Source organism: Sphingomonas echinoides ATCC 14820 (assembly GCF_000241465.1).
Taxonomy (GTDB): Bacteria; Pseudomonadota; Alphaproteobacteria; order Sphingomonadales; family Sphingomonadaceae; genus Sphingomonas; species Sphingomonas echinoides.
In genome coordinates, this window is record NZ_JH584235.1 from 3,165,311 (window position 1) to 3,186,707 (window position 21,397).

At 65.8% G+C, this 21,397-nt stretch carries 23 protein-coding genes; 15 read left to right on the top strand and 8 right to left on the bottom strand.

The window, feature by feature from the left end; translation table 11 throughout:
• The first annotated feature begins 104 nt into the window (after positions 1–104).
• Positions 105–662 carry an HD domain-containing protein gene (locus ON00_RS14670; RefSeq protein ID WP_010406990.1) on the top strand — a complete coding sequence of 186 codons (558 nt, stop codon included), beginning with the start codon at positions 105–107 and terminating at the stop codon, positions 660–662.
• A 16-nt stretch (positions 663–678) separates the two neighbouring features.
• The gene (locus ON00_RS14675) at positions 679–1,425 is read left to right on the top strand and encodes a UTRA domain-containing protein (protein ID WP_211207128.1); all 747 of its coding nucleotides are present in this window, start codon (positions 679–681) and stop codon (positions 1,423–1,425) included.
• Here ON00_RS14675 and phhA read toward each other — a convergent pair.
• On the bottom strand, positions 1,422–2,288 hold the full coding sequence (phhA, locus tag ON00_RS14680) for a phenylalanine 4-monooxygenase (RefSeq protein ID WP_010406994.1): 867 nt from the start codon (positions 2,286–2,288) through the stop codon (positions 1,422–1,424). The two genes, ON00_RS14675 and phhA, sit on opposite strands and share 4 nt — an antisense overlap.
• An 87-nt stretch (positions 2,289–2,375) precedes the next feature.
• On the opposite strand from phhA, the gene ON00_RS14685 reads away from it, so the two are divergent.
• Positions 2,376–3,068: an esterase/lipase family protein gene (locus ON00_RS14685; RefSeq protein WP_010406996.1), complete on the top strand. Its 693-nt coding sequence runs from the start codon at positions 2,376–2,378 to the stop codon at positions 3,066–3,068.
• 22 nt (positions 3,069–3,090) lie between these two features.
• Here ON00_RS14685 and ON00_RS14690 read toward each other — a convergent pair whose 3' ends face one another.
• Positions 3,091–3,369, bottom strand: coding sequence for a hypothetical protein (locus ON00_RS14690; RefSeq protein WP_010406998.1), 279 nt, complete (start codon positions 3,367–3,369; stop codon positions 3,091–3,093).
• Entirely contained in the window at positions 3,369–4,418 is a 1,050-nt protein-coding gene (locus tag ON00_RS14695; protein WP_010407000.1) for a glycerophosphodiester phosphodiesterase, read from the bottom strand. The genes ON00_RS14690 and ON00_RS14695 overlap by 1 nt, the downstream gene beginning before the upstream one ends.
• A 111-nt stretch (positions 4,419–4,529) precedes the next feature.
• Between ON00_RS14695 and ON00_RS14700 the strand changes: the two genes are divergently transcribed.
• The 5 genes from ON00_RS14700 to ON00_RS14720 are packed head-to-tail and all read left to right on the top strand — an operon-like array spanning position 4,530 to position 9,742.
• Positions 4,530–5,030, top strand: a complete 501-nt coding sequence (locus ON00_RS14700) for a 2Fe-2S iron-sulfur cluster-binding protein (protein ID WP_010407001.1) — start codon at positions 4,530–4,532, stop codon at positions 5,028–5,030.
• A complete protein-coding gene (locus ON00_RS14705; protein WP_010407003.1) occupies positions 5,027–6,001 on the top strand; it encodes an FAD binding domain-containing protein in 975 nt (324 codons plus the stop codon). The genes ON00_RS14700 and ON00_RS14705 overlap by 4 nt, the downstream gene beginning before the upstream one ends.
• Complete coding sequence (locus ON00_RS14710; RefSeq protein WP_010407005.1) at positions 5,998–8,205, top strand: xanthine dehydrogenase family protein molybdopterin-binding subunit; 2,208 nt, start codon at positions 5,998–6,000, stop codon at positions 8,203–8,205. The genes ON00_RS14705 and ON00_RS14710 overlap by 4 nt, the downstream gene beginning before the upstream one ends.
• A 36-nt stretch (positions 8,206–8,241) precedes the next feature.
• Positions 8,242–9,162, top strand: a complete 921-nt coding sequence (locus ON00_RS14715) for an XdhC family protein (protein ID WP_029622941.1) — start codon at positions 8,242–8,244, stop codon at positions 9,160–9,162.
• A gap of 4 nt (positions 9,163–9,166) precedes the next feature.
• The gene (locus ON00_RS14720) at positions 9,167–9,742 is read left to right on the top strand and encodes a nucleotidyltransferase family protein (protein WP_010407011.1); all 576 of its coding nucleotides are present in this window, start codon (positions 9,167–9,169) and stop codon (positions 9,740–9,742) included.
• A gap of 1 nt (position 9,743) precedes the next feature.
• On the opposite strand, the gene ON00_RS14725 is transcribed toward ON00_RS14720, so the two are convergent.
• The 3 genes from ON00_RS14725 to ON00_RS14735 form a co-directional block, all read right to left on the bottom strand.
• Positions 9,744–10,442: an SDR family NAD(P)-dependent oxidoreductase gene (locus tag ON00_RS14725; protein WP_029622942.1), complete on the bottom strand. Its 699-nt coding sequence runs from the start codon at positions 10,440–10,442 to the stop codon at positions 9,744–9,746.
• 61 nt (positions 10,443–10,503) lie between these two features.
• Entirely contained in the window at positions 10,504–11,883 is a 1,380-nt protein-coding gene (locus ON00_RS14730) for a methyl-accepting chemotaxis protein (RefSeq protein ID WP_010407018.1), read from the bottom strand.
• 19 nt (positions 11,884–11,902) lie between these two features.
• Positions 11,903–13,246 (bottom strand): methyl-accepting chemotaxis protein, encoded by a 1,344-nt coding sequence (locus tag ON00_RS14735; RefSeq protein WP_029622943.1) that lies wholly within the window; start codon positions 13,244–13,246, stop codon positions 11,903–11,905.
• Between the two features lie 241 nt (positions 13,247–13,487).
• Between ON00_RS14735 and sdhC the strand changes: the two genes are divergently transcribed.
• The 4 genes from sdhC to ON00_RS14755 all read left to right on the top strand — a co-directional run bounded on the left by sdhC (position 13,488) and on the right by ON00_RS14755 (position 16,743).
• Positions 13,488–13,898, top strand: a complete 411-nt coding sequence (sdhC, locus tag ON00_RS14740; RefSeq protein WP_083834118.1) for a succinate dehydrogenase, cytochrome b556 subunit — start codon at positions 13,488–13,490, stop codon at positions 13,896–13,898.
• A gap of 1 nt (position 13,899) precedes the next feature.
• The gene (sdhD, locus tag ON00_RS14745) at positions 13,900–14,298 is read left to right on the top strand and encodes a succinate dehydrogenase, hydrophobic membrane anchor protein (RefSeq protein ID WP_010407027.1); all 399 of its coding nucleotides are present in this window, start codon (positions 13,900–13,902) and stop codon (positions 14,296–14,298) included.
• Positions 14,291–16,093 (top strand): succinate dehydrogenase flavoprotein subunit, encoded by a 1,803-nt coding sequence (gene sdhA / locus ON00_RS14750; RefSeq protein ID WP_010407029.1) that lies wholly within the window; start codon positions 14,291–14,293, stop codon positions 16,091–16,093. The genes sdhD and sdhA overlap by 8 nt, the downstream gene beginning before the upstream one ends.
• Positions 16,094–16,182: 89 nt before the next feature.
• Positions 16,183–16,743, top strand: coding sequence for an ATP-dependent Clp protease proteolytic subunit (locus tag ON00_RS14755; protein WP_010407033.1), 561 nt, complete (start codon positions 16,183–16,185; stop codon positions 16,741–16,743).
• A gap of 56 nt (positions 16,744–16,799) precedes the next feature.
• Here the strand turns inward: ON00_RS14755 and ON00_RS14760 are convergent, their stop codons facing one another.
• Positions 16,800–17,543, bottom strand: a complete 744-nt coding sequence (locus tag ON00_RS14760; protein WP_010407035.1) for an SDR family NAD(P)-dependent oxidoreductase — start codon at positions 17,541–17,543, stop codon at positions 16,800–16,802.
• Positions 17,544–17,809: 266 nt separating this feature from the next.
• On the opposite strand from ON00_RS14760, the gene ON00_RS14765 reads away from it, so the two are divergent.
• Together ON00_RS14765 and zapE are read left to right on the top strand one after the other, a co-directional pair.
• A complete protein-coding gene (locus ON00_RS14765; RefSeq protein WP_010407038.1) occupies positions 17,810–18,595 on the top strand; it encodes a succinate dehydrogenase iron-sulfur subunit in 786 nt (261 codons plus the stop codon).
• A gap of 193 nt (positions 18,596–18,788) precedes the next feature.
• Positions 18,789–19,898, top strand: a complete 1,110-nt coding sequence (gene zapE / locus ON00_RS14770) for a cell division protein ZapE (protein WP_010407041.1) — start codon at positions 18,789–18,791, stop codon at positions 19,896–19,898.
• Here zapE and ON00_RS14775 read toward each other — a convergent pair.
• Entirely contained in the window at positions 19,837–20,979 is a 1,143-nt protein-coding gene (locus ON00_RS14775) for an acyltransferase family protein (protein ID WP_010407043.1), read from the bottom strand. The two genes, zapE and ON00_RS14775, sit on opposite strands and share 62 nt — an antisense overlap.
• An 81-nt stretch (positions 20,980–21,060) precedes the next feature.
• On the opposite strand from ON00_RS14775, the gene ON00_RS14780 reads away from it, so the two are divergent.
• Entirely contained in the window at positions 21,061–21,387 is a 327-nt protein-coding gene (locus ON00_RS14780) for a YbjQ family protein (RefSeq protein WP_010407044.1), read from the top strand.
• The last annotated feature ends 10 nt before the right edge of the window (positions 21,388–21,397 follow it).

Sequence of the window (21,397 nt, forward strand, 5' to 3'; positions counted from 1 at the left end):
CCGGGCGGGTGTCGCCAGCGGGTCACAAATCTGGTATAGTCCAGTTAAGCGACAATCGTGCGACACTCGCGCTTGGGGTCATCGCTTTTGCAAAGGAAAATGTCATGTCCGCCGCCCTTATCGACCAGATTTACGCGATGTTCGCCGAGCATGGCGACGATCGTTATGGCGAGGAGGTCGATCAGGTACAGCATGTGCTGCAAGCCGCGCAGGCTGCGCGTGAAGATGGCGCGTCGGACACGCTGATTGCGGCGGCCTTGCTCCACGACATTGGTCAGTTCGTCGACGGGGCCGGGCTTGCCGCCGATCTGCACGGCGCGGACGCGCGGCACGAAGAGCTTGGCGCGGCGTTGCTCGCCACGGCCTTTCCCCCCGCCGTATATGAGCCGGTGCGCCTGCACGTCGCCGCTAAGCGCTATCTCTGCGCGGTCGAGCCGCGCTATGAAGCGGGCTTGAGTGCCGCCTCCGCGCTCAGCCTGCGTTTGCAGGGCGGTGCGTTTGATGCAGCGGGCATCGCCGCGTTCGAACAGGAACCGTATTTCGCCGATGCGGTGGCGCTGCGCCGCTATGACGATATCGGCAAGCAGCCCGACTGGCAGGTGCCAGATCTCGCCAGCTATCGCCCGCTGCTGGAACGGCTCGCGGTGCACACGCTGGCGTGACCCTCCGGCTTCGGCCATGACGGAGCGTATGCAGAACGCAGCAGACGCTGGGCCAGGCCCACACTATCTCGCGCTGCGCGATCACCTGGCAGGGGAGATCGCGCAGGGGGCACTGGCCGTGGGGGCGCGGCTACCGTCCGAGCGGCAGCTTCAGCTTGGGTCGGGCGCGGCGCGCGGCACGGTGCGCGAGGCGCTGTTCCAATTGGAGGCGGAGGGGCTGATCTATCGGCGCGACCGCAGCGGCTGGTACGTCTCGCCACCGCCGGTGGTCTATGATCCGACGCGCTGGGCGGGCTTCATGGCCTATGTCGCCGAGCAGGGCCGCGTGCCGACGACCGAAACGCTGGGCAAGCAGTCGGTGGCGGCGTCGGCGGCGGACGCGGCGGTGTTCGGTTGCGCAATTGGCACGCCGTTGTTCGCGCTCGACCGCCGCCGCGCGATCGACGGGCGACCGGTGCTGGTCGAGCGGATCCTGGTCGATCCCGTTATCGCACCCGACTTGCTCGACGAGGGTCTGGATGGCTCGCTGACGGCGGTGCTGACCGGGCGCTATGGTGTTCGGGTGGTGCGCAACCATGTCGAGATGCGGCCGTGCGCGCTGATCAAGGATGTCGCGCGGGCGTTGGGGGTGGCGTCGGGCACGCCGGGGTTGCTGGTCGTGCGCCGCAGTTTCGATGCGGGCGACCGCATCATCGAATATGACCATGAATATTGGCGCCACGACGCGATCCGCGTGCTGGTCGAGGTGCGCACGCGCGATTAGCCCTTGCCGAGTGCGTAGGCCTGCGTCCCGTGCGTAAGGACGCGGTCCTGGGGCAGCAGCGTCGCGACCGGTATGTCGGACATGCCGACCAGTTCCTCATAAAGCGGCGCGAAATCAGTCTCGACCGTCACGCGCAGCAGTTCGTCGAAGCTCGGGATCACGAAATAATTCTGCTGGAAATCGTCGATGCGGTAGTCGGTGCGCATCACGCGCTTGAGATCGAAGGCGATGCGGTTGGGGCTGGCATCGTCGAGCGCAAAGCGGCTTTCGGCAAAGCTGGAGACGATGCCCGCGCCATAGATGCGCAAGCCCTCGGGCTCGGCGATCAGCCCGAATTCGACCGTATACCAGTAAAGCCGCCCGAGATATTTGAGCGCGTCCAGCCCCTGCGCGCGCTGCCCGCCGCGCCCATAGGCCGCTAGATAATCGGCAAAGACCGGATCGGCGAGCATCGGCACATGGCCGAACACGTCGTGGAACACATCGGGTTCCTGCAGATAATCGAGCTGGTCGGGGCGGCGGATGAAATTGCCCGCGACGAAGCGGCGATTGGCCATGTGATCGAAGAACACGTCATCGGGCACCAGCCCCGGCACCGCGACGACTTGCCAGCCGGTGAGCTTCATCAGCCGTTCCGACAGCTCCTCGAAATCGGGAATGCCGGGTTTGGACAGCTTCAGTACATCCAGCCCGCGTAAATAGGCGTCCGAGGCACGGCCCGGCAGCAGCTTCGCCTGACGGGCGAACAGCGTGTCCCACACCCGGTGTTCCTCGGGCGTGAAGTGCGCCCAGTCTTGCGGGATCGTCCAATCATCCGCCGCGTTGGCTGGTGGGCGGTCGAGAACATGCGTTTCTTCGGTCATGTCGATAGGGTATCATAGTGGTGGCGGGGCAGGAAATAGGTTGCAGATGAAACGACTGTCCCATGCGGCGTACCAAGTCCTGCCCGCATGAAGCCCCCATCGAAACTTTTATGGGCGCTGGAACTGCCGCGCGGCGCATGGGGCCTCGCCTCGCTGGCGGGGGCGCACGCGCTGTTGGCGCAGGCTCCGCGTGGCGATGGGCGACCCGTGCTGCTGCTGCCGGGGCTGTTCAACAGCGATGTTTCTGGCGTGTTCCTGCGGCGCTATCTGCGTCGGCTCGGCTACCGTGCCGAGGGCTGGGGGCTTGGGCGCAATCTCGGCGCGCGCACGATTGGACCGGACGGAGAGCGGCTGTTGGCGCGGATCCGCGCTTTGTATGACGAAACGGGGGAGCCGGTGACGCTGGTCGGCGTCAGCCTGGGCGGGATCATGGCGCGGTTCGCGGCGCACCGCTTGCCCGACACGGTGCGCGAGGTGCTGACGATCAGCTCGCCCTTCGCCGGCGACCCGCGCGCGACCAATGTGTGGCGCGCGTTCGAGCTGCTAACCGGGGAGCGCGTCGACGCGCCCCATGTCCGCGCGCAAAGCGCACTGGTCGCGGAGCCGTTGCCGGTGCCGAGCACCGCGATCTGGAGCCGCAGCGACGGACTGGTCAACGGCATGATCTGTCATGATGCCGCCAGCCGCGCGATCGAAGTGCGCAGCAGCCATGTCGGGGTGCAAGTGCGCCCGGCGGTGATGCTGGCGGTGGCGCGGGTGCTGGGCAGCGATACGGCCTGACGCACCGCCGCCCGTCGCGGGTTTAGCGTTGGGCGTGGGGCCGGTACTGATCGCAATCGTCGCGGTTTTGCGCGCGGCATTCCTTATATTGCCGCTTCAACTCCCGCCCTTCGCGCGCTTCCTGCTTGCGCATCTTGCGGCCGTAATTGCGGTCGGCTTCGGACTGGCTCGTCGTGGTCCAGTCGACCACCTTGCTGGTGGCGCGCACGGGCAGGGTGGCGACATTGACCGCCGTCTTGGCAAGGCATCCGCCGACAAGCAGCGGGAGCAAGGCGGCGACGGCGATCACGGATTTGCGCATTACTGGCCTTTCGCCTTGGCGCGCTGGGCGTTGCGCGCGTCCACCCCGATATAGGCGAAATCGGTGAAGAAGCCATCAATGCCGAGATTGAGGAAGCGCGTGATTTCCTCGGCCAGCTTGCCGCGCGCGACCGGATCGGTGCCGACGCGCAGCGATGGCGGCAGGAACAGGTTCTCCGCGCGGAAGGTCCAGGGGTGGAGCCGCAGCCCTGCCGCATGGGCGTCCGCCACCAGCGTCGACGGGGCGGCATCGCCGCGCTGGATCATGTCCTTGTTAGGGCCGATGCCATAAGCGTAAGCGGCGACGGCCTTCAGTCCGTCTGGCGTTGCCATCGCGGCATAGCTCGGCGCGGCCTTGTCGGCGGGGGCACCGGCAGCGTCCATCAATTGGATCAGGCGCAGGCCGGTCATGCCGTGGAGTTGCTTGAGGTTGTTGACCTCGAACGACTGGATGAACACCGGGTCGCTCGGCTTGGACCAGCCCGCCGCGTTCAACTGCGCGACGAGGCGGGCTTCCATCGGATGGCCGATGCTGGCGAAATAGGTCGGGTGCTTGGTCTCGGGATAGATGCCGACGACGCGGCCGCCGACCGAATGCTTCTTGGCCAGCGCGATCACCTCAGCCAGCGTCGGCACTTCGAACTGGCCGTCATATTTGGCGTTGTCGGGGCGGACCTTGGGCAACCGCTCGATCGCGCGCAGCGTCTTCAACTCGGCGAGCGTGAAATCCTCGGTAAACCAGCCGGTATGGGTTTCGCCGTCGATCACCTTGGTGGTGCGGCGTGCGGCGAATTCGGGATGCTTGGCGACATCGGTGGTGCCGGTAATGTCATTCTCATGGCGCGCGACGAACACGTCGTCCTTGGTCAGTACCAGATCGGGCTCGATGAAATCGGCACCCTGTTCGATCGCCAGCGTATAAGAGGCGATGGTGTGTTCGGGACGCAGCCCGCTCGCGCCGCGATGGGCGATGACGATGGGGGAGGAGAGCGGCTTCACCGGCACAGTCTGCGCCATCGCGCCGCCCGATACCAGCAGCAGCGCCGACATACCGGCTATTCGCGTGCGCGCGATCCCTTTAAGAAGGGCGGGCGTGCGCCGATATACGGAAACCAAAGCGTTCATAATCGTTACCCCAAGCTCAACGGGAGGCGAGCCTCAATGCATTTCACCATCAACGGCGCGACCCATGCGGTCGAGCCCGATATCCGTGCCTCGCTGCTCGATGTGCTGCGCGAGCATCTCGGGCTGACGGGAACGAAGAAGGGCTGTGACCATGGCCAGTGCGGTGCGTGCACGGTGCTGGTCAACGGCCGACGGATCAATGCGTGTCTCACTTTGGCGGTGATGCATCAGGATGATGACATTCTGACGATAGAGGGACTTGGCAGCGCAGAACACCTGCATCCGTTACAGGCCGCCTTCATCAAGCATGACGGATATCAGTGCGGCTATTGCACGCCGGGGCAGATCTGTTCGGCGGTCGGGATGCTCGATGAGGTGGCCAAGGGCTGGCCGAGCCATGTCAGTGCCGATCTGGAAACGGTCACGCTCGACGGGGCTGAGATTTCGGAGCGGATGAGCGGCAATCTGTGTCGCTGCTCCGCCTATCCCAATATCGTCGATGCCATTGCCGAAGTTGCTGGGGCGGAGCGCGCATGAAGACCTTCACCTACAGCCGCGCCGAGAGCCCCGAAGCTGCGGTCGCCGCCGGTGGTCGCTTCATTGCGGGCGGCACCAATTTGCTCGATCTGATGAAGCTGCAGATCGAAACGCCGGAGAAATTGGTCGACATCAGTCGGCTCGATCTCGCACGGGTCGAGCGGCGCGGCGATGGCGGGCTGACGATCGGGGCGCTGGTGCCCAATAGCGACCTTGCTGCTGATCCCCAGGTGATCGCCGATTATCCCGTGCTGAGCCGCGCTTTGCTCGCCGGGGCATCGGGGCAATTGCGCAACAAGGCGACCACTGGCGGCAATCTGCTCCAGCGCACGCGCTGCCCGTATTTTTACGACACGGCGATGGCGTGCAACAAGCGCGACCCCGGCGCGGGCTGTTCGGCGATGGACGGGTTCAACCGCAACCTCGCGGTGCTGGGCACGAGTGCTGAGTGTATCGCGACCAACCCGAGCGACATGGCGGTGGCGCTGCGCGCGCTGGATGCGACGATCGTCACGCTCACCTCGGATGGCGACAAGCGCCGCATCGCGATCGGCGATTTCTATCGCTTGCCGGGGGACACGCCGCACATCGAGACGGTGCTTCGACCGGGCGAACTCATCACCCATGTCGAACTGCCCGCGCCGCCTGCCGGTGCGCAAGGCTATCGCAAGGTGCGCGACCGCGCGTCTTATGCCTTTGCCTTGGTGTCGGTAGCGGGGGTGGTCGCGGTTGCGGACGGGAAGATCGTCTCCGCCGCTTTGGCCTTTGGCGGGCTCGCGCCAATGCCGTGGCGCGATGCTGCGGTCGAGGCGGCGCTGGTCGGGCAGGTGCCGAATGACGCGGTGTTTGCCGCAGCGGCGGATGCGCTGCTGGCGGGTGCCAAGGGCCACGGCGCGAACGATTTCAAAATCCCGCTCGCGCGCCGGACGCTGATCGCGACGCTGCGCACGCTGACAGGAGCCGTTGCATGAGCGACTTCACGATGAACGCCGATCATCCCGGCCTTGCGATGGATCGCGGCGTGCAAGGCGTGCTCGGCGCGGGGCTCGACCGTAGCGAAGGTGCGCTCAAGGTCAGCGGCACGGCGCGGTACGGCTATGAACATCTGGTCGAAGGTGAGGTGGCCTATGGCTATCTGATCACTGCGCCTGCCGCCAAGGGCAAGGTGACGGGCATCGATACCGACGCCGCGCGGGCACTGCCCGACGTGCTCGACATCATCGTCGATGATCCGCGCATTCCGCGCCAGGCGGCGGCGTTTGGTCCGGCGCATGCCGGGAATGACGAGATCGACCATTGGGACCAGGTCGTCGGGGTCGCGGTCGCGACCAGCTTCGAGGCGGCGCGGGCTGCGGCGAAAGCGGTGCGCGTGCATGTCGCCATCGAACCCGGCCATTTCGACACGATGGCCGATATCGATAAGGCGAGCGGCCCGCCCAAGGATTCGCGACTGCAGGACATTGCCAAGGGCGATATCGATGCCGCCATGGCGCAGGCGGCGGTGACGATCGACCAAGTCTACACCACGCCCAACCACGTCCATGCCGCGATGGAGCCGCATGCTTCGGTCGCGATCTGGGAGGGCGATTCGCTGACGCTGCATTCCAGCCTGCAGATCCTGAAGGTCGCGCGGCCGGTGCTGGCCAAGGCGCTTGGTATTGCCGACGACAAGGTCCGCATCCTGTCGCCCTATATTGGCGGCGGCTTCGGCGGAAAGATGCTGGGGCCCGATGCGGTGCTCGCCGCGATCGCCGCGCAGAAGCTGGGGCGACCGGTCAAGATCGCGATGGCGCGTCGCCAATTGTTCCACAATGTCTATCGCCGCACCGATACCAACCAGCGCATTCGTCTCGCCGCCACCGAAGACGGCAAGCTGCTAGCGGTCGGGCATGACAGTGTGGTGAGCCAGGGCCCTGATGGCGGTTTCATGGAGCCGGTCGCCTTGGGCTCGATCTCGCTTTACGATGCGCCGGTCCGGCATTTCAGCCACAAGGTGGTCACGCTCGATATGGTGATGGCGGGCGCGGTGCGCGCGCCGGGCGAGGCGGTCGGTACGCTCGCGCTCGAAACCGCGATGGACGAAATGGCCGAGGCGCTGGGCCGCGACCCGATCGATTTTCGCAAGCTCAATGAGCCCAAGGTCGATCCAATGACGGGCGCGCCGTTCTCGACGCGCGGACTCGTCGCCTGTCTCGATCGTGGGGCGGAGGCGTTTGGCTGGGCCAAGCGGTCGGCGCAGCCGGGGCAAGTGCGCGAGGGCGAGTGGCTGATCGGCATGGGGGTGTCGGCGGCGGTGCGGATCAATCTGCTGGTCGATTCGGAGGCGCGTGTGACGCTGTCGCCAGATGGCCGCGCGCGGATCGAGACCGACATGACCGATATCGGCACGGGCAGCTATACGATCCTAGCGCAGATTGCGGGTGAGGCGCTCGGGCTGCCGATGGAGCGGATCGACGTGATCCTGGGCGATACCGATTTGCCGCCGGGCGCCGGCTCGGGCGGGTCGTTCGGTGCGGCGAGCGCGGGGTCCTCGGTCGCGCTGGCGTGCGAGGACATTGTCGCGACGCTCGCCGAGCGGATGGGGGCCAAGGCGCAGGACATGACGTTGAAGGACGGCCATGCGGTTGCGGGCAACCGGCGCGTGCCGCTTGCCGAACTCGTCGGTGATGCGCCGCTGGTGGCGATGGGCAAGATTTCGCAAGGCTCCAACGCGCGCACGTTCAGCCAGGCGGCGCATGGTGCGCAATTCGCCGAAGTTGCGGTGAATGCCGTCACCGGCGAAGCGCGGGTGCGGCGGATGCTCGGCGTGTTCGAGGCGGGGCGCATCCTCAACGCCAAATTGGCGCGCAGCCAGGCGATTGGCGGGATGATCTGGGGGATCGGCTATGCGCTGATGGAGGAAGCGGTGCTCGACCAGCGCCACGGCCAGTTCGTCAACCAGGATCTGGGCGAATATCATGTGCCGAGCCATGCCGATGTGCCGCCGCTCGACGTGCTGTTCCTTGAAGAGATCGACACCCATGCAAACCCGATCGGGGTGAAGGGGCTAGGCGAATTGTCGATTTCGGGCGCGGGCGCGGCGGTGACCAACGCGATCTACAATGCCTGCGGCGTGCGGGTGCGCGATTTCCCGCTGACGCTCGACAAGATTCTGGCCGGTTTGCCGGAGATGTAAATCCTCCCCGTGCCGGGGAGGATTTAGGAGACGATGATGGCCGATAACGATTCCGTGCTGAACGCCGCCGCGCAGTGGAAGGGCGCGCCGCTGGCGCTTGCCACGGTGGTTTCGACCTGGGGATCTGCCCCGCGCCCGCGTGGCAGCCATATGATTGTGCACGCCGATGGCCGGTTCGAAGGATCGGTTTCGGGCGGCTGTGTCGAAAGCGACATCTTGGCGACCGCCGCCGAGGTGATCGCCGGCGCGCCGTTCCAGCTGAAAAGTTATGGCGTGGCCGATGCCGCCGCCTGGGAAGTCGGCCTGCCGTGCGGTGGCGAAATTTCGGTGCTTGTGCAGCCGGTATCGGCCGAAGGCTTCGATCCCGAACTGTTCGACCGCATCGCCGAGGCGCAGGCGAGCGGCAAGGCGTTGGCGGTGTCGACCGATCTCGCAACCGGGCAAAGCTCACTGCGCCCGCTGGAGGGCGCAGCGTTCGTCAATCGCTACGATCCGCCACGACGGCTGTTGATCGTTGGCGCGGTGCAGATCGCGCAGGCGCTGGCCGGTCTCGCGCGGCAATTGGGCATCCAGGTGACGATCATCGATCCGCGCGCGCGCTTCCTGACCGAGGAGCGTTTCCCCGGTGTCACGCTCGACGATCGCTGGCCCGATGAGGCGATCGCGGCGCTCGATCCCGGCCCGGCGAGCGCGGTGGTGACGCTCAGCCACGACACCAAGATTGACGATCCCGCGCTGATCGCGGCGCTGGCGCGGCCAACCGCCTATGTCGGCGCGCTCGGTTCGCGCCGCAGCCATGCCGCGCGGCGGGAGCGTTTGGCGGCGGCGGGCGTTGCAGAGACGGACATCGATCGCATCGATGCGCCGGTCGGGCTGGATATTGGTGCGATCGGTCCCGCCGAAATCGCGCTGTCGATCGCGGCGGCCATGGTAGGAGCGTTCAACCGGAAGGACTGAAACGATGATCGCGGTCGAAGAGTGCGTGCTGATTCTGCTCGCCGCCGGGCGATCGCGCCGTTTCGGCGACGCCGATAAATTGCAGGAGTTCTTTCTCGGCAAGCCGCTGGCCTACCATGTCGTCACTGCGCTGGAGGACGTGCCGTTCAAGGCGCGCTTCGTGGTGTGTTCGGGCACAGAGCTCGATTTCGCCAGCCGTGGCTATGCCGTTCTCCACAATCACAACCCCGACGATGGCATGTCCGGCTCGGTCAAGCTCGGCGTCGCGGCGGCGCGCGAGATCGGGTGCGCGGCGGTTGTTATTGCGCTGGCCGACATGCCGCGCGTGACCGCGACGCACATTCATCGCTTGCTTGAGGCGGCGACCGGCCCGGATGCCGTGGTCGCCTCGAGCAACGGTATCCACAGCAGCCCGCCCGCTTTGTTCGGGGTCGATCAGTTCGAGGCGCTGATGATGCTGTCCGGCGACGAAGGCGGACGCGCGATGGTGCGCGCTGGGCGGCATGTGATCGCGCCCGAAGCCGAATTGCTCGATATCGACCGGCCCGAGGATCTCGAACGGTTGCGCGCGCTGCGCTGACTTAGCGCACGTAGCTCGCGCCGTTCACGTCGAGCACCGCCCCGGTCATCGATGGCGGTGCGTCGAGCGCGAGGAAGCGGGCGACCTCGGCCACTTCCTCGGGACTGGCGACGCGGCCGAGCGGAATGTCGGCGAGTAATTTGTCCCCGCCGCGACTCTCCAGATAGTCTTCGGCCATGCCGGTCATGGTGAAGCCCGGGCACACCGCAAAGGCGAGAATGCCGTCCTTGGCATAGCCGCGCGCGATGCTCTTGGTCATCGCGACCATGCCCGCCTTGGATGCGGCATAATGCCAATGCTGCGGCGAATCGCCGCGATAGGCGGCGCGGCTGGCGATGTTGACGATCCGACCGCCAGTCCCACGGTCCTGCCAATGCAGCACTGCGAAGCGGCACAGTTCGGCGGCAGCGGTCAGGTTGATGCGCATCGTGCGCTCCCATTCCGCCACCCAGGCGGCGTCGTCGCGCGTTATCGGATTGGCCTCGAACACCCCGGCATTGTTGATCAGCACGTCGATCCGCCCGCCCTGCGCCGCGAGCGCCGCATCCCACAGCGCGCGCGGAGCTGCCGGATCGGCAAAGTCGGCCGGGATGCCGCTTGCGGTGCCTTGCCCGATCACGGTCGCGCCGGCGGTCTGGAGTGCGGTCAGGGTGGCGGCACCGATGCCGCGCGAGGAGCCGGTGAGGAGAATATGGGTCATGCGCGCGGTGTAGCGGGCGATCGCGGTCGCCGCCATATCGCTCGACGGTGATGACGAGCGCTCAGGCCGCGACGCTGGCCGAGAAGGTGTCGGCGGCGCGCTTCAAGCCACCGAGCCGATCGTCGACCTCGCCGAAATCGTGTTCGAGCGTTTCGATTTCCCCCGCAACGCTTTCGGTATCCTCGCGGATCGCGGTGATGGTGTTCGACATCGAATCGGCGGCAAGCGCGGTTTCATCGACAGCGGCAGTGATAGCGGTGACGGTCTGCGCCTGTGCCTCCATCGCGTAGCGGATGCGGTTGGCGCTTTCCTGCACCTCGGCCACGGTCGATTTGATCGAGGCGTTGGTCGCGACCGTCGAGCGCGTGGCGGACTGGATCGCGGCGATCTTGGCGGCGATGTCGTCGGTCGCGCGCGCGGTCTGGCTGGCGAGGCTCTTCACTTCCTGCGCGACGACCGCAAAGCCGCGCCCGGCATCGCCCGCACGCGCAGCCTCGATCGTGGCGTTGAGCGCGAGCAAATTGGTCTGCCCGGCAATGTCGCGAATGAGGCCCAGAATCGATTCGATCGACTTGGCGTGGTCGCTCAGCGTCTCCGACATGCCGACGGCGGCCCCCGCCTGAGGCGAGGCGCGGGTGGCGATTTCGGCGGCGGCTTCGACTTCGGTGCGCGCGTCCTCGATCGCGCGGATCAGCCCGGCGGCGGTCTGCGCCGCTTCGCGCATCGCCATCGCCGATTGCTCGGCTGCGGCGGCGACTTCGCTGGTCTTGCCCAGCATCCCGCGCGCCGATCGCGCAGCGCCCTGCGCCTGAATGCGGATGCGATTGCCGAGCGCGGCGGTGCCCTCGATCGACCCGGCGATCGTCGCGCTGAACGCGCTTGACCGCGTGCGGCGCTCGTCGCGGGCCCGCTCGGCATCGCGCGCGCCGAGATGCGATGCCATCACATCGGCCTCGACCAGCCCAAGTCGCTGCACGCAATCCGCCAGCACCCGCAGCCGGGGCGACCCCATCCCGAGCTTCGCCTCGATCCGTTCGAGCGTACGGCTATGCGCAAAGCTCAACGAGGTCAGCAGCGCTGGCAGTGGAATATTGGCCTTTTGCGAATCGGTGGCGTGGCGGATCGCCATGCGCATCCAATCGTCGTCCAGCGGCGCGGCATATTTGGCGCGGGTATATTTTGCGCTGTGCGCCACGCGCGCGGACAGATAGTCGGGCGTGAAGAACCCCCGGATATGCGCGGTTTGCGGCAGCGAAAGATAATACTCCCAGAAAGCGCGCGCGATCTCGCCTTCGTGACCGACGATGGCCTCTGCGATTTCGGTGGAGGCCGCGGCGACGCTGCCATCCCAATCATAGTCCGCGACGCGCGCGGCGGCGGTGCGGCTTACGCCACTCCAACCACCGGCGGTCGCGCCCTCGGGCGTCCCGCTTCCAGCCATGTCAGGTCCTCTCCAGGGCTCATGCAGCGACTTTTGCGACGAATTCGCTTGCGCTGTTCTTGAGCATGCCAAGTTTCGTATCGAGCGAATCGAAGCCGCGCCCGACGCGGTCGATCTCGGAGGCAACGCTTTCGGTGTCCTCGCGGATCGCGGTGATGGTGTTGGACATCGAATCGGCGGCAAGCGCGGTTTCATCGACGGCAGCGGTGATGGCGGTGACGGTCTGCGCCTGTGCTTCCATGGCGTAACGGATGCGGTTGGCGCTCTCCTGGACTTCCGAAACGGTCGCCTTGATCGAGGCGTTGGTCTCGACCGTGGAGCGCGTGGCGGACTGGATCGCGGCGATCTTGGCGGCGATGTCGTCGGTCGCGCGTGCGGTCTGGTTGGCCAGGCTCTTCACTTCCTGCGCGACCACGGCAAAGCCGCGCCCGGCGTCTCCGGCACGGGCCGCCTCGATCGTGGCGTTGAGCGCGAGCAAATTGGTCTGCCCGGCAATGTCGCGAATGAGGCCCAGAATCGATTCGATCGACTTGGCATGGTCGCTCAGCGTTTCCGACATGCCGACGGCGGCCCCGGCTTGAGTCGAGGCGCGCGTGGCGATTTCGGCGGCGGCTTCGACTTCGGTGCGCGCATCCTCGATCGCGCGGATCAGCCCGGCGGCGGTCTGTGCCGCTTCGCGCATCGCCATCGCCGATTGTTCGGCGGCGGCGGCGACTTCGCTGGTCTTACCCAGCATCCCGCGCGCCGAGGTCGAGGTTTTCACCGATTGGCCGCGCAGCACTTCCGATTCCTGCGTTGCCTGTTCGACCGTGGCCGCGATCCCCTCGCGGAAATCGATCGCCAGCCGGTCACGTTCGCCGCGCGCGGTGTGGGCCCGGAACGCGTTGTAGATTTCTACGGTAATCTCGGCTTCGAGGCCGGTCAGTCGCATCACGGTGTCGATAAAGCTCGGCAAGCGCGGATCGTCCGACTTTACCCGCTTGAATAGAATTTCAAGCGCGGCGCGGTCGCTGGCGCAGGTCATCGACAGCAACGCCATGGTCGAGACACCGGCCTTGTAGCCCGAGGCGACCGAGCGCTCCATCGATTCGACCCACAAGCGACCCGACACGTCACAGAAGCGGTGGCGCAAATAGGTGACGCCCAGTTCCACCATCTTGGCTTCTTCATGCGGTTGCCAGCTTTGCGCGCCCGGGCTGGCGCGACGCCACTGCGCCCAGAAAGCAAGCGCGATGTCCGCCGCATCGGGTTCCAGCACCGTCCACACGTCGCGCGCGGCGCTCTCCAGCGTGGCGTCGGAATCGAACGCGCGCAGCCGCGCCCGAATGTCGATCGTCGCAGCAACCGTGCCGGGCGCGGGCAATTCATTGACGGTCAAGGCGAAAACTCCGTGTTTGGCAGGACCGATGAAGCGGACGGTCCGACACGTGGCGTAGCGCGATTTGGTTAACGGGCTGTAACCGCAACGCGCGTGGCGGCCTGCTTGCAGCGTTTGCACGTGCACAAGCCCCCACACACCTTGCATCGCGCGCTTCGGTGTCTAAGAGGGCACACCTGTATCAGACCTTAGATTTCGACCCATCCATCGACGAGGACGTTCCGCCTTGGCCAGTTCTGCTCCCCGCGCCCGCCCGCTCAGCCCGCATCTGTCGATCTGGAAACCCGGGCCGCACATGATTGTCTCGATTCTGCATCGTATCACTGGCGACGGCATGGCGACGGTCGGGACGGTGGTGCTGGTGTGGTGGCTGGCGGCTTTGGCCGCTGGTGCGAAAAGCTATGCGACCTTCACCTTCGTGTTCGGCGGGTTTGCCGGCGGGGCGATCGGGTATCTGTTCGGCATCGGCTTGACGCTGTGCTTCTTCCAGCATCTCGCCACCGGCATCCGCCATTTCGTGCTCGACACCGGGGCCGGCTATGAACTGAAGGGCAACCGCACCGGGTCGATCGCGACGATGGTGTTCTCGGTCCTGGCGACCGCGGCCTTTTGGGCCTATTTGCTGATGGTGAAATAAGATGGGCAATGGAACCGAACTCGGCCGCGTTCGCGGTCTCGGCAGCGCCAAGGAAGGCGCGCATCACTGGTGGGCGCAGCGCGTTACCGCAGCGGCCAACCTGTTCCTGATGGTCTGGTTCTTCGTCGCGATCGCGCGGATGCCGGCTTATGATTACGACACCGCCCGCAACTGGCTGCAATCGCCGTGGGCGGCGATTCCGATGGGCTTGCTGATCGTGTCGGTTTTCTACCATTTCCGACTCGGCCTGCAGGTGCTGATCGAGGATTATGTCCACGGCGCAGCACGCGTCTTGTGGTTGCTGGTCCTCAACTTCTTCACCTTCGGCACCGCCGCCATTGCCCTTTTCGCGATCCTCAAGGTCGCCTTCACCGTCACCACCGGAGCGCCGCATGCCTGAGGCATATAAGATCATCGACCACACCTATGACACGGTTGTCGTGGGTGCCGGGGGCTCGGGCCTGCGCGCGACGATGGGCAGCGCCGAGGCGGGGCTGAAGACCGCGTGCATCACCAAGGTGTTCCCGACGCGCAGCCACACCGTCGCGGCGCAGGGCGGCATCGCCGCCAGCCTCGGCAATATGGGTCCGGACCATTGGACCTGGCACATGTACGACACCGTCAAAGGGTCGGACTGGCTCGGCGACCAGGACGCGATCGAATATATGGTCCGCGAGGCACCGCAGGCGGTGTACGAGCTGGAACATGCCGGTGTGCCGTTCAGCCGCACCAACGAAGGCAAGATCTATCAGCGCCCGTTCGGCGGCATGATGCAGAATATGGGCGAAGGCCCGCCCGCGCAGCGCACCTGCGCCGCCGCCGACCGTACCGGCCACGCGATGCTGCACGCTTTGTATCAGCAGAGCCTGAAGTATGATGCTGACTTCTACATCGAATATTTCGCGCTCGACCTGATCATGGAAAACGGCGTGTGCCGGGGCGTGATCGCGTTGTGCATGGATGACGGGTCGATCCACCGCTTCCGCAGCCATGCGGTCGTGCTGGCGACGGGCGGTTATGGCCGCACCTATTTCTCGGCGACCTCGGCGCACACCTGCACCGGCGACGGCGGCGGGATGGTGCTGCGCGCCGGGTTACCGCTGCAGGACATGGAATTCGTGCAATTCCACCCGACCGGCATTTACGGCGCAGGCGTGCTGATCACCGAGGGCGCACGCGGCGAGGGCGGGTATCTCACCAACTCCGAGGGCGAGCGCTTCATGGAGCGCTATGCGCCGAGCGCCAAGGATCTCGCCAGCCGCGACGTCGTGTCGCGCTCGATGGCGATGGAAATCCGCGAGGGGCGCGGCGTCGGCAAGGAGAAGGACCATATCTTCCTTCACCTCGACCATATCGACCCCAAGGTGCTGGCCGAGCGGCTGCCCGGCATCACCGAGACCGGCAAGATCTTCGCCGGCGTCGACCTGACGCGCCAGCCTTTGCCGGTTACGCCGACGGTGCATTACAATATGGGCGGCATCCCCTGTAACTTCCACGGCGAAGTCGTGCAGTTGAAGGATGGCAACCCCGACAGCGTCGTGCCGGGCCTGTTCGCCGTCGGCGAGGCGGCGTGCGTCTCTGTGCACGGCGCGAACCGCCTCGGCTCGAACAGCCTGATCGATCTCGTGGTGTTCGGCCGCGCGACCGGCCTGCGCCTGAAGGACACGCTCAAGCCCAACACGCCGCACGGACCGCTGCCTAAGGGGTCGGAAGAGCTGGCACTTGGCCGTCTCGACCATTTCCGCAACGCCAAGGGCGGCTCGCCGACCGCGGCGATCCGGCTCGAGATGCAGCGCACGATGCAGAAGAATTGCGCGGTGTTCCGCGACAATGCGCTGCTTAGCGAAGGCGTCGAGAAGATCGGTGCGACCTACAGCCGCCTGGCCGATGTCGATGTGCAGGATCGCTCGCTGATCTGGAACACCGATCTGGTCGAGACGCTCGAACTCGACAATCTGCTGGCGCAAGCGGTGGTGACGATGAACTCGGCGGCCAACCGCAAGGAAAGCCGTGGCGCGCACGTCAATGAGGATCATCCCGATCGCGATGACGTCAATTGGATGAAGCACACCACCGCGACCTTCACCGGTTGGGGCGGCAAGGACGGCACGGTCGATCTCGGCTTCCGCCCGGTGCACGACTACACGCTCACCGACGACATCGAATACATCAAGCCCAAGAAGCGCGTTTACTGATCGCGCGTCCCGGCCCTCCATTTTCAGGGGAGGGCCGGGAAGTTGCTTTCGCGCCGGAACTCCCGCGCGCGTCGGAGGTTTGCGCGCACATGTCCCAGCCCCGCTATCCCCTGCTCGCCAACCCGCACATCCGCCTGTCGGGTCCCGTCGACCAGATGATGTATGCAAGCTTCCGCCAGCAGCTCGAGCAATGCCCGGGTGAGGGCACGCTCGTCATCGCCCTGACCACGCTGGGCGGCGACCCAGAGGTCGCGCGGACGATGGCCGACGACATCCGCTTGCTCGAAGACCATGACGGGCGCGAGATTTTGTTCCTGGGCAAGGTCGCGGTCTATTCGGCGGGCGCGACCTTCATGGCGGCGTTCCCGGTCAATCGCCGTTTCCTGACGCGCCATACCCGGCTGATGATCCATGAGCGGACGATCACCAAGACGCTCAACCTCAACGGCCCGCTGCGCATGGTCGTCGCCTCGATCAAGGCGGCGTTGCACGAGGTCGAGCATTCGATCCTGATCGAGGAAGAGGGCTTTCGCGACATCGTGACCGGCAGCCGCGTCGATTTCGAGGAATTGCGCGAAAAGGCCCCGTCCAACTGGTATATCGAGGCGGAAGAGGCGCGGTCGCTTGGTCTGGTGCTCGATGTGATCTAGCCGCGCTTTTGGGCGGCGATGGGGTGGTGCCGGGGCCTCCGGCACCACCCGATTGCTTACAGCGAGAAGCCGCCGTCGATGTCGATCGCCGCGCCGGTAATGTACGACGCCTCGTCGCTGGCGAGGAAGGCCGCAAGCGCTGCCACCTCATCCGCCGTGCCATAGCGGCCGAGCGCGATGCCGGGGGTGAGCAGCTTGGCGAAATCGCCGTCGGCGGGGTTAAGGTCGGTATCGATCGGGCCCGGCTGGATGACGTTGACCAGAATGCCGCGCTTGCCGAGGTCCCGCGCCCAGCCGCGCACCAGCCCCGCCACCGCCGCCTTGGTCGCGCCGTAAATGGCACCGCCTGCGATCGGCATGGTGTGTGCGTTGATGCTGCCGATCACGATGATCCGTCCGCCATCGGCGATCAGCGGCACGGCGGCCGCTGTCCCGGCGAACACGCCTTCGACATTGACGCCGAACTGACGAGTGAACGCGTCGGCCGGATCGGTCTCGATCGAAGCGAAGTCGGCGATTCCGGCATTGTGGACGAGGATGTCGAGCCCGCCGAGCTTTTCGGTGGCGTCCTTGATCGCGGCGCGCTGCGCAACGGGGTCCGCGCTGTTTGCCTGGATCGCATAGCCTTTGCGGCCGGCGGCGGTGATCGCACCGACGGTCTGGTTGGCGGCATCCTGGTTGCCGGCGAAGGTGATGACGACATCTGCGCCATCGGCGGCGAGTCGGCGCGCGATCGCCGCGCCAATCCCGCGCGATCCGCCGGTGACGATCGCTTTCTTGCCCTCAAGCTTGCTGGTCATGCTGCAAATTCCCTGGCGCGGCTCGCCCGCTGGCGAGTCTTCGGCGCTGACCGGCAAATGGCGTTACGCCGCGTGCATTCAACGCGCCGCGCCGCTAGTTCTTCTTTACAGCGTCCAAGATTGGTGCGCGTCGGTGTTGCCCTGCACAATCGCGCTTGCAGCAATTCGTTGCCATAGGGGTTTGCGAGCGAGCCCTTGCTTGTGTACGGCCTATAAGACTCTAGGGCGGAATGCCGCCCCCCACGGATGGAAAGCGCGAGCAAGCGATGGCCGAATTCTCTCTTCCCGCCAATTCGAAGATCAAGCCGAAGGGCAAGGTCCACAAAGCCGCTGCCGAAGCGTCGCGGATCAAAAATTTCAAAATCTACCGCTACGATCCTGATGCCGGCGCGAACCCGCATTACGACACGTTCGAGGTCGATCTCGATTCGTGCGGGCCGATGGTGCTCGATGCGCTGATCAAGATGAAGTCCGAGCAAGACTCGTCGCTGACCTTCCGCCGCTCGTGCCGCGAAGGCATTTGCGGGTCGTGCGCGATGAACATCGATGGCACCAACACGCTCGCCTGCACCAAGGCGATCGAGGACGTGAAGGGCGAAGTCCGCATCACGCCGCTGCCGCACATGGAAGTGATCAAGGACCTGGTCCCTGATTTCACGCATTTCTACGCGCAGTACAGCTCGATCAAGCCGTGGCTGCAGACCGTCACGCCGCCGCCCTCGGGCAAGGAGCGGTTGCAGTCGCCGGAAGATCGCGAGAAGCTCGATGGCCTGTACGAGTGCATCCTGTGCGCGTGCTGCTCGACCTCGTGCCCGAGCTATTGGTGGAATTCGGACAAGTTCCTGGGCCCCGCAATCCTGTTGCAAGCCTATCGCTGGCTCGCCGACAGCCGCGACGAAATGACCGGCGAGCGGCTTGACGATCTGGAGGATCCGTTCCGCCTGTATCGCTGCCACACGATCATGAACTGCGCGAACGTCTGCCCCAAGGGCCTGAACCCGGCCAAGGCGATTGCCGAGATCAAGAAGCTGGAAGTCGAACGGATCGTTTGATGCTTCTCCCTCTCCCACCGGGAGAGGGAAGGGGCCCGCGCCGTCGGCGCGGGAAGGGTGAGGGCGACGTTGGCGATAGTGTGCGTCACCTCATCCGGCGCTTCGCGCCACCTTCGCCCAAAGGGAGAAGGATTTACCGCAACGTCGCCCGGTGACTGCACTGCCGCGGGGTGCCCGTACGAGGCGCTAAGCCATGACCGACATCCTCAAACGCTACGCCGCGCTGCTTGCCTCGGGCGAGCTCAAGCCCGATCCCGAGCAAGCCGCCGCCGCCCAGCGCCTCGCCGATCTCGCGACCGCGCTGCAAGCCACCCCGAAGCGCGGTTCCACCTTATGGCGCGCGCTCGGTCGCAAGCCCGCGCCGCCGCGCGGGTTATATCTGTGGGGCGGGGTCGGGCGCGGCAAATCGATGCTGATGGACCTGTTCTACACCAGCCTCGACATCCGCCGGAAACGGCGCGTCCATTTCGCCGAATTCATGCTGGAGGTGCACCAGCGCCTCGCGATCGAGCGCGCCAAGGAGCAGGGCGATCCGATCCCCGGCCTCGCCCATGTGCTAGCCGAGGAAGCGCGGCTGCTCGCCTTTGACGAGATGATGGTGACCAACAGCCCCGATGCGATGATCCTGTCGCGGCTGTTCACGCACTTGCTCGAGGAGGGCGTGACGGTGGTGACCACCTCCAACCGCCCGCCGGTCGATCTCTACAAGAACGGTCTCAACCGCGAGCATTTCCTGCCCTTCATCGCGCTGATCGAATCGCGGCTCGACGTGATCGCGCTCAACGGCCCGACCGATTATCGGCGCGACCGGCTGGGGCAGGTCGATACCTGGCTGGTGCCCAACGGCCCCGAGGCGACGCGCATCCTGTCGGGCGATTTTTTCCGCCTGACCGATTTTCCGGTCGAGGATCGCGCGCACGTGCCGTCCGAGGATCTGATCGTGCAAGGCCGCACGCTGCATGTGCCCAAGGCACTGAAAGGCGTCGCGGTGTTCAGCTTCAAGCGCCTGTGCGCCGAAGCACGCGGACCGGCCGATTATATTGCGATCGCCCGGCGCTTCCACACGGTGATTCTGGTCGGCATTCCCAAATTAGGGCCGGAAAACCGCAACGAAGCGGCGCGGTTCGTGGCGTTGATCGACGCATTGTACGAGCAGAAGGTCAAATTGCTCGCCGCCGCCGACGCCGAACCGGCGCAGCTCTATGAAAGCGGCGACGGGCGCTTCGAGTTCGACCGCACGATCAGCCGCCTGGAAGAGATGCGTTCCGAAACCTATCTCGCGCAGGGGCATGGCGCGGACTGAACAACCGCGCGAGCGGGCGGCGCAGCGCCGGTTCGGCGACCGAGGCGACCCAATAGGCAAAGGCCAGCGCGCCGACCAGCGTCAACAGGATAGCAGGCGCGAACGGTAATCCGCCGCGCATCAGTGCGGCCGCTGCCGCCGCACCGACGTCCTGATGGATCAAATAGAGCGGATACGTCATCAGGCCGACGCGCGATGCGATTTTGGTGCCGATGTACCGCTGCAGCAAGGGCTGCAGCTTCAGCGATGCCAGCATCACCACCAGCCCGGCGATAAAAACGAGCATCGGCACCAGGGGCGTCGCGGCGATCCGCAAGGTCGTCGCGCGCTCGATCGCGTGCGCGGCGATTTCGAGCAGCGCGGTCGCGGCGAACAGGCTGAGCAGACCGAGACGCAAGCGCGTTGTGTGATCGCGCAGCAGGGCCAAGATCGTCACCCCCAAGGCGAAGATGCAACCATAGCGCGAGAGCAGCAGCGGGGCAGATTGATATTGCAGCAGCGGGGACGCGGTCCAGCCGGTGCACAGCACGACGATCCAGAAGGCGACACTCGCCAGCCCGAGCCAGCGTGCCCGCTGCTCGATGGCGGCGAGGGTACCGCCGGTGCCGAGACCGGTCGCGATCAACAGGTAAAAGCATATCTCGATCGGCAGGGTCCAATAGGACGGGTCGATCCAGCCGCCGTCCCCGGGCCAAAAGGTAACCGAGCGAAGCCAGCGCAGCGGCAGGTCGTGCGCGGGCAGGGTGACCGCCACCACACCCAAGGTCACCGTTGCGCAAATCCACGCGGCCGGCAGCAATCGCAAGGCCCGACGCCGCAGGAACGTGGCGATGCCGATGCCCTCGGCCGACAGCGCGATCACGAAGCCCGATATCATGAAAAACAGTTCGACCCCGATCCACCCGAACCAGCTTGCCCGCGCGAGCGGGGCGGTGACCGGCAAGGCGTGCAGCAGCGCAGCAGCCGCGGCGCTCGGCGCAAGGGCGAACGCGGCACCGTAATGAAAGGCGACGACGAGCAGGGCGCTGGCGAAGCGCAACAGGTCGAGCGCGATGATCGCGTGAGGCTTTGATGCCGCCATCGCAACACCGTACCTTATATGGGCTTAACACCGCGTAACACGCGCGCTACACCCGCTCATCGCCTGCGGGGACCCATGCCCATGCTCGTCACCACTACCGAGACCGTCCCCGGCCACACCGTGCGCGCGACGCTCGGTCAGGTCTTCGGCGTCGTCGTGCGCAGCCGCGGGATTGGCGGCAACATCACCGCCAGCCTGCGCTCGATCGTCGGTGGCGAAATCCCTGAATATACGAGGCTGGTGGAAGATACGCGCCGCCATGCGATCGACCGGATGGTGGCCAACGCCACGCTGATGGGCGCGAACGCGGTGGTGATGATGCGCTTCGACTCGGGCGAGATCGCGCAGGCGATGAACGAGGTCGTCGCCTACGGCACCGCTGTGCTGCTCGATCCCGCGCCCGAATGAGGCCCCTGCA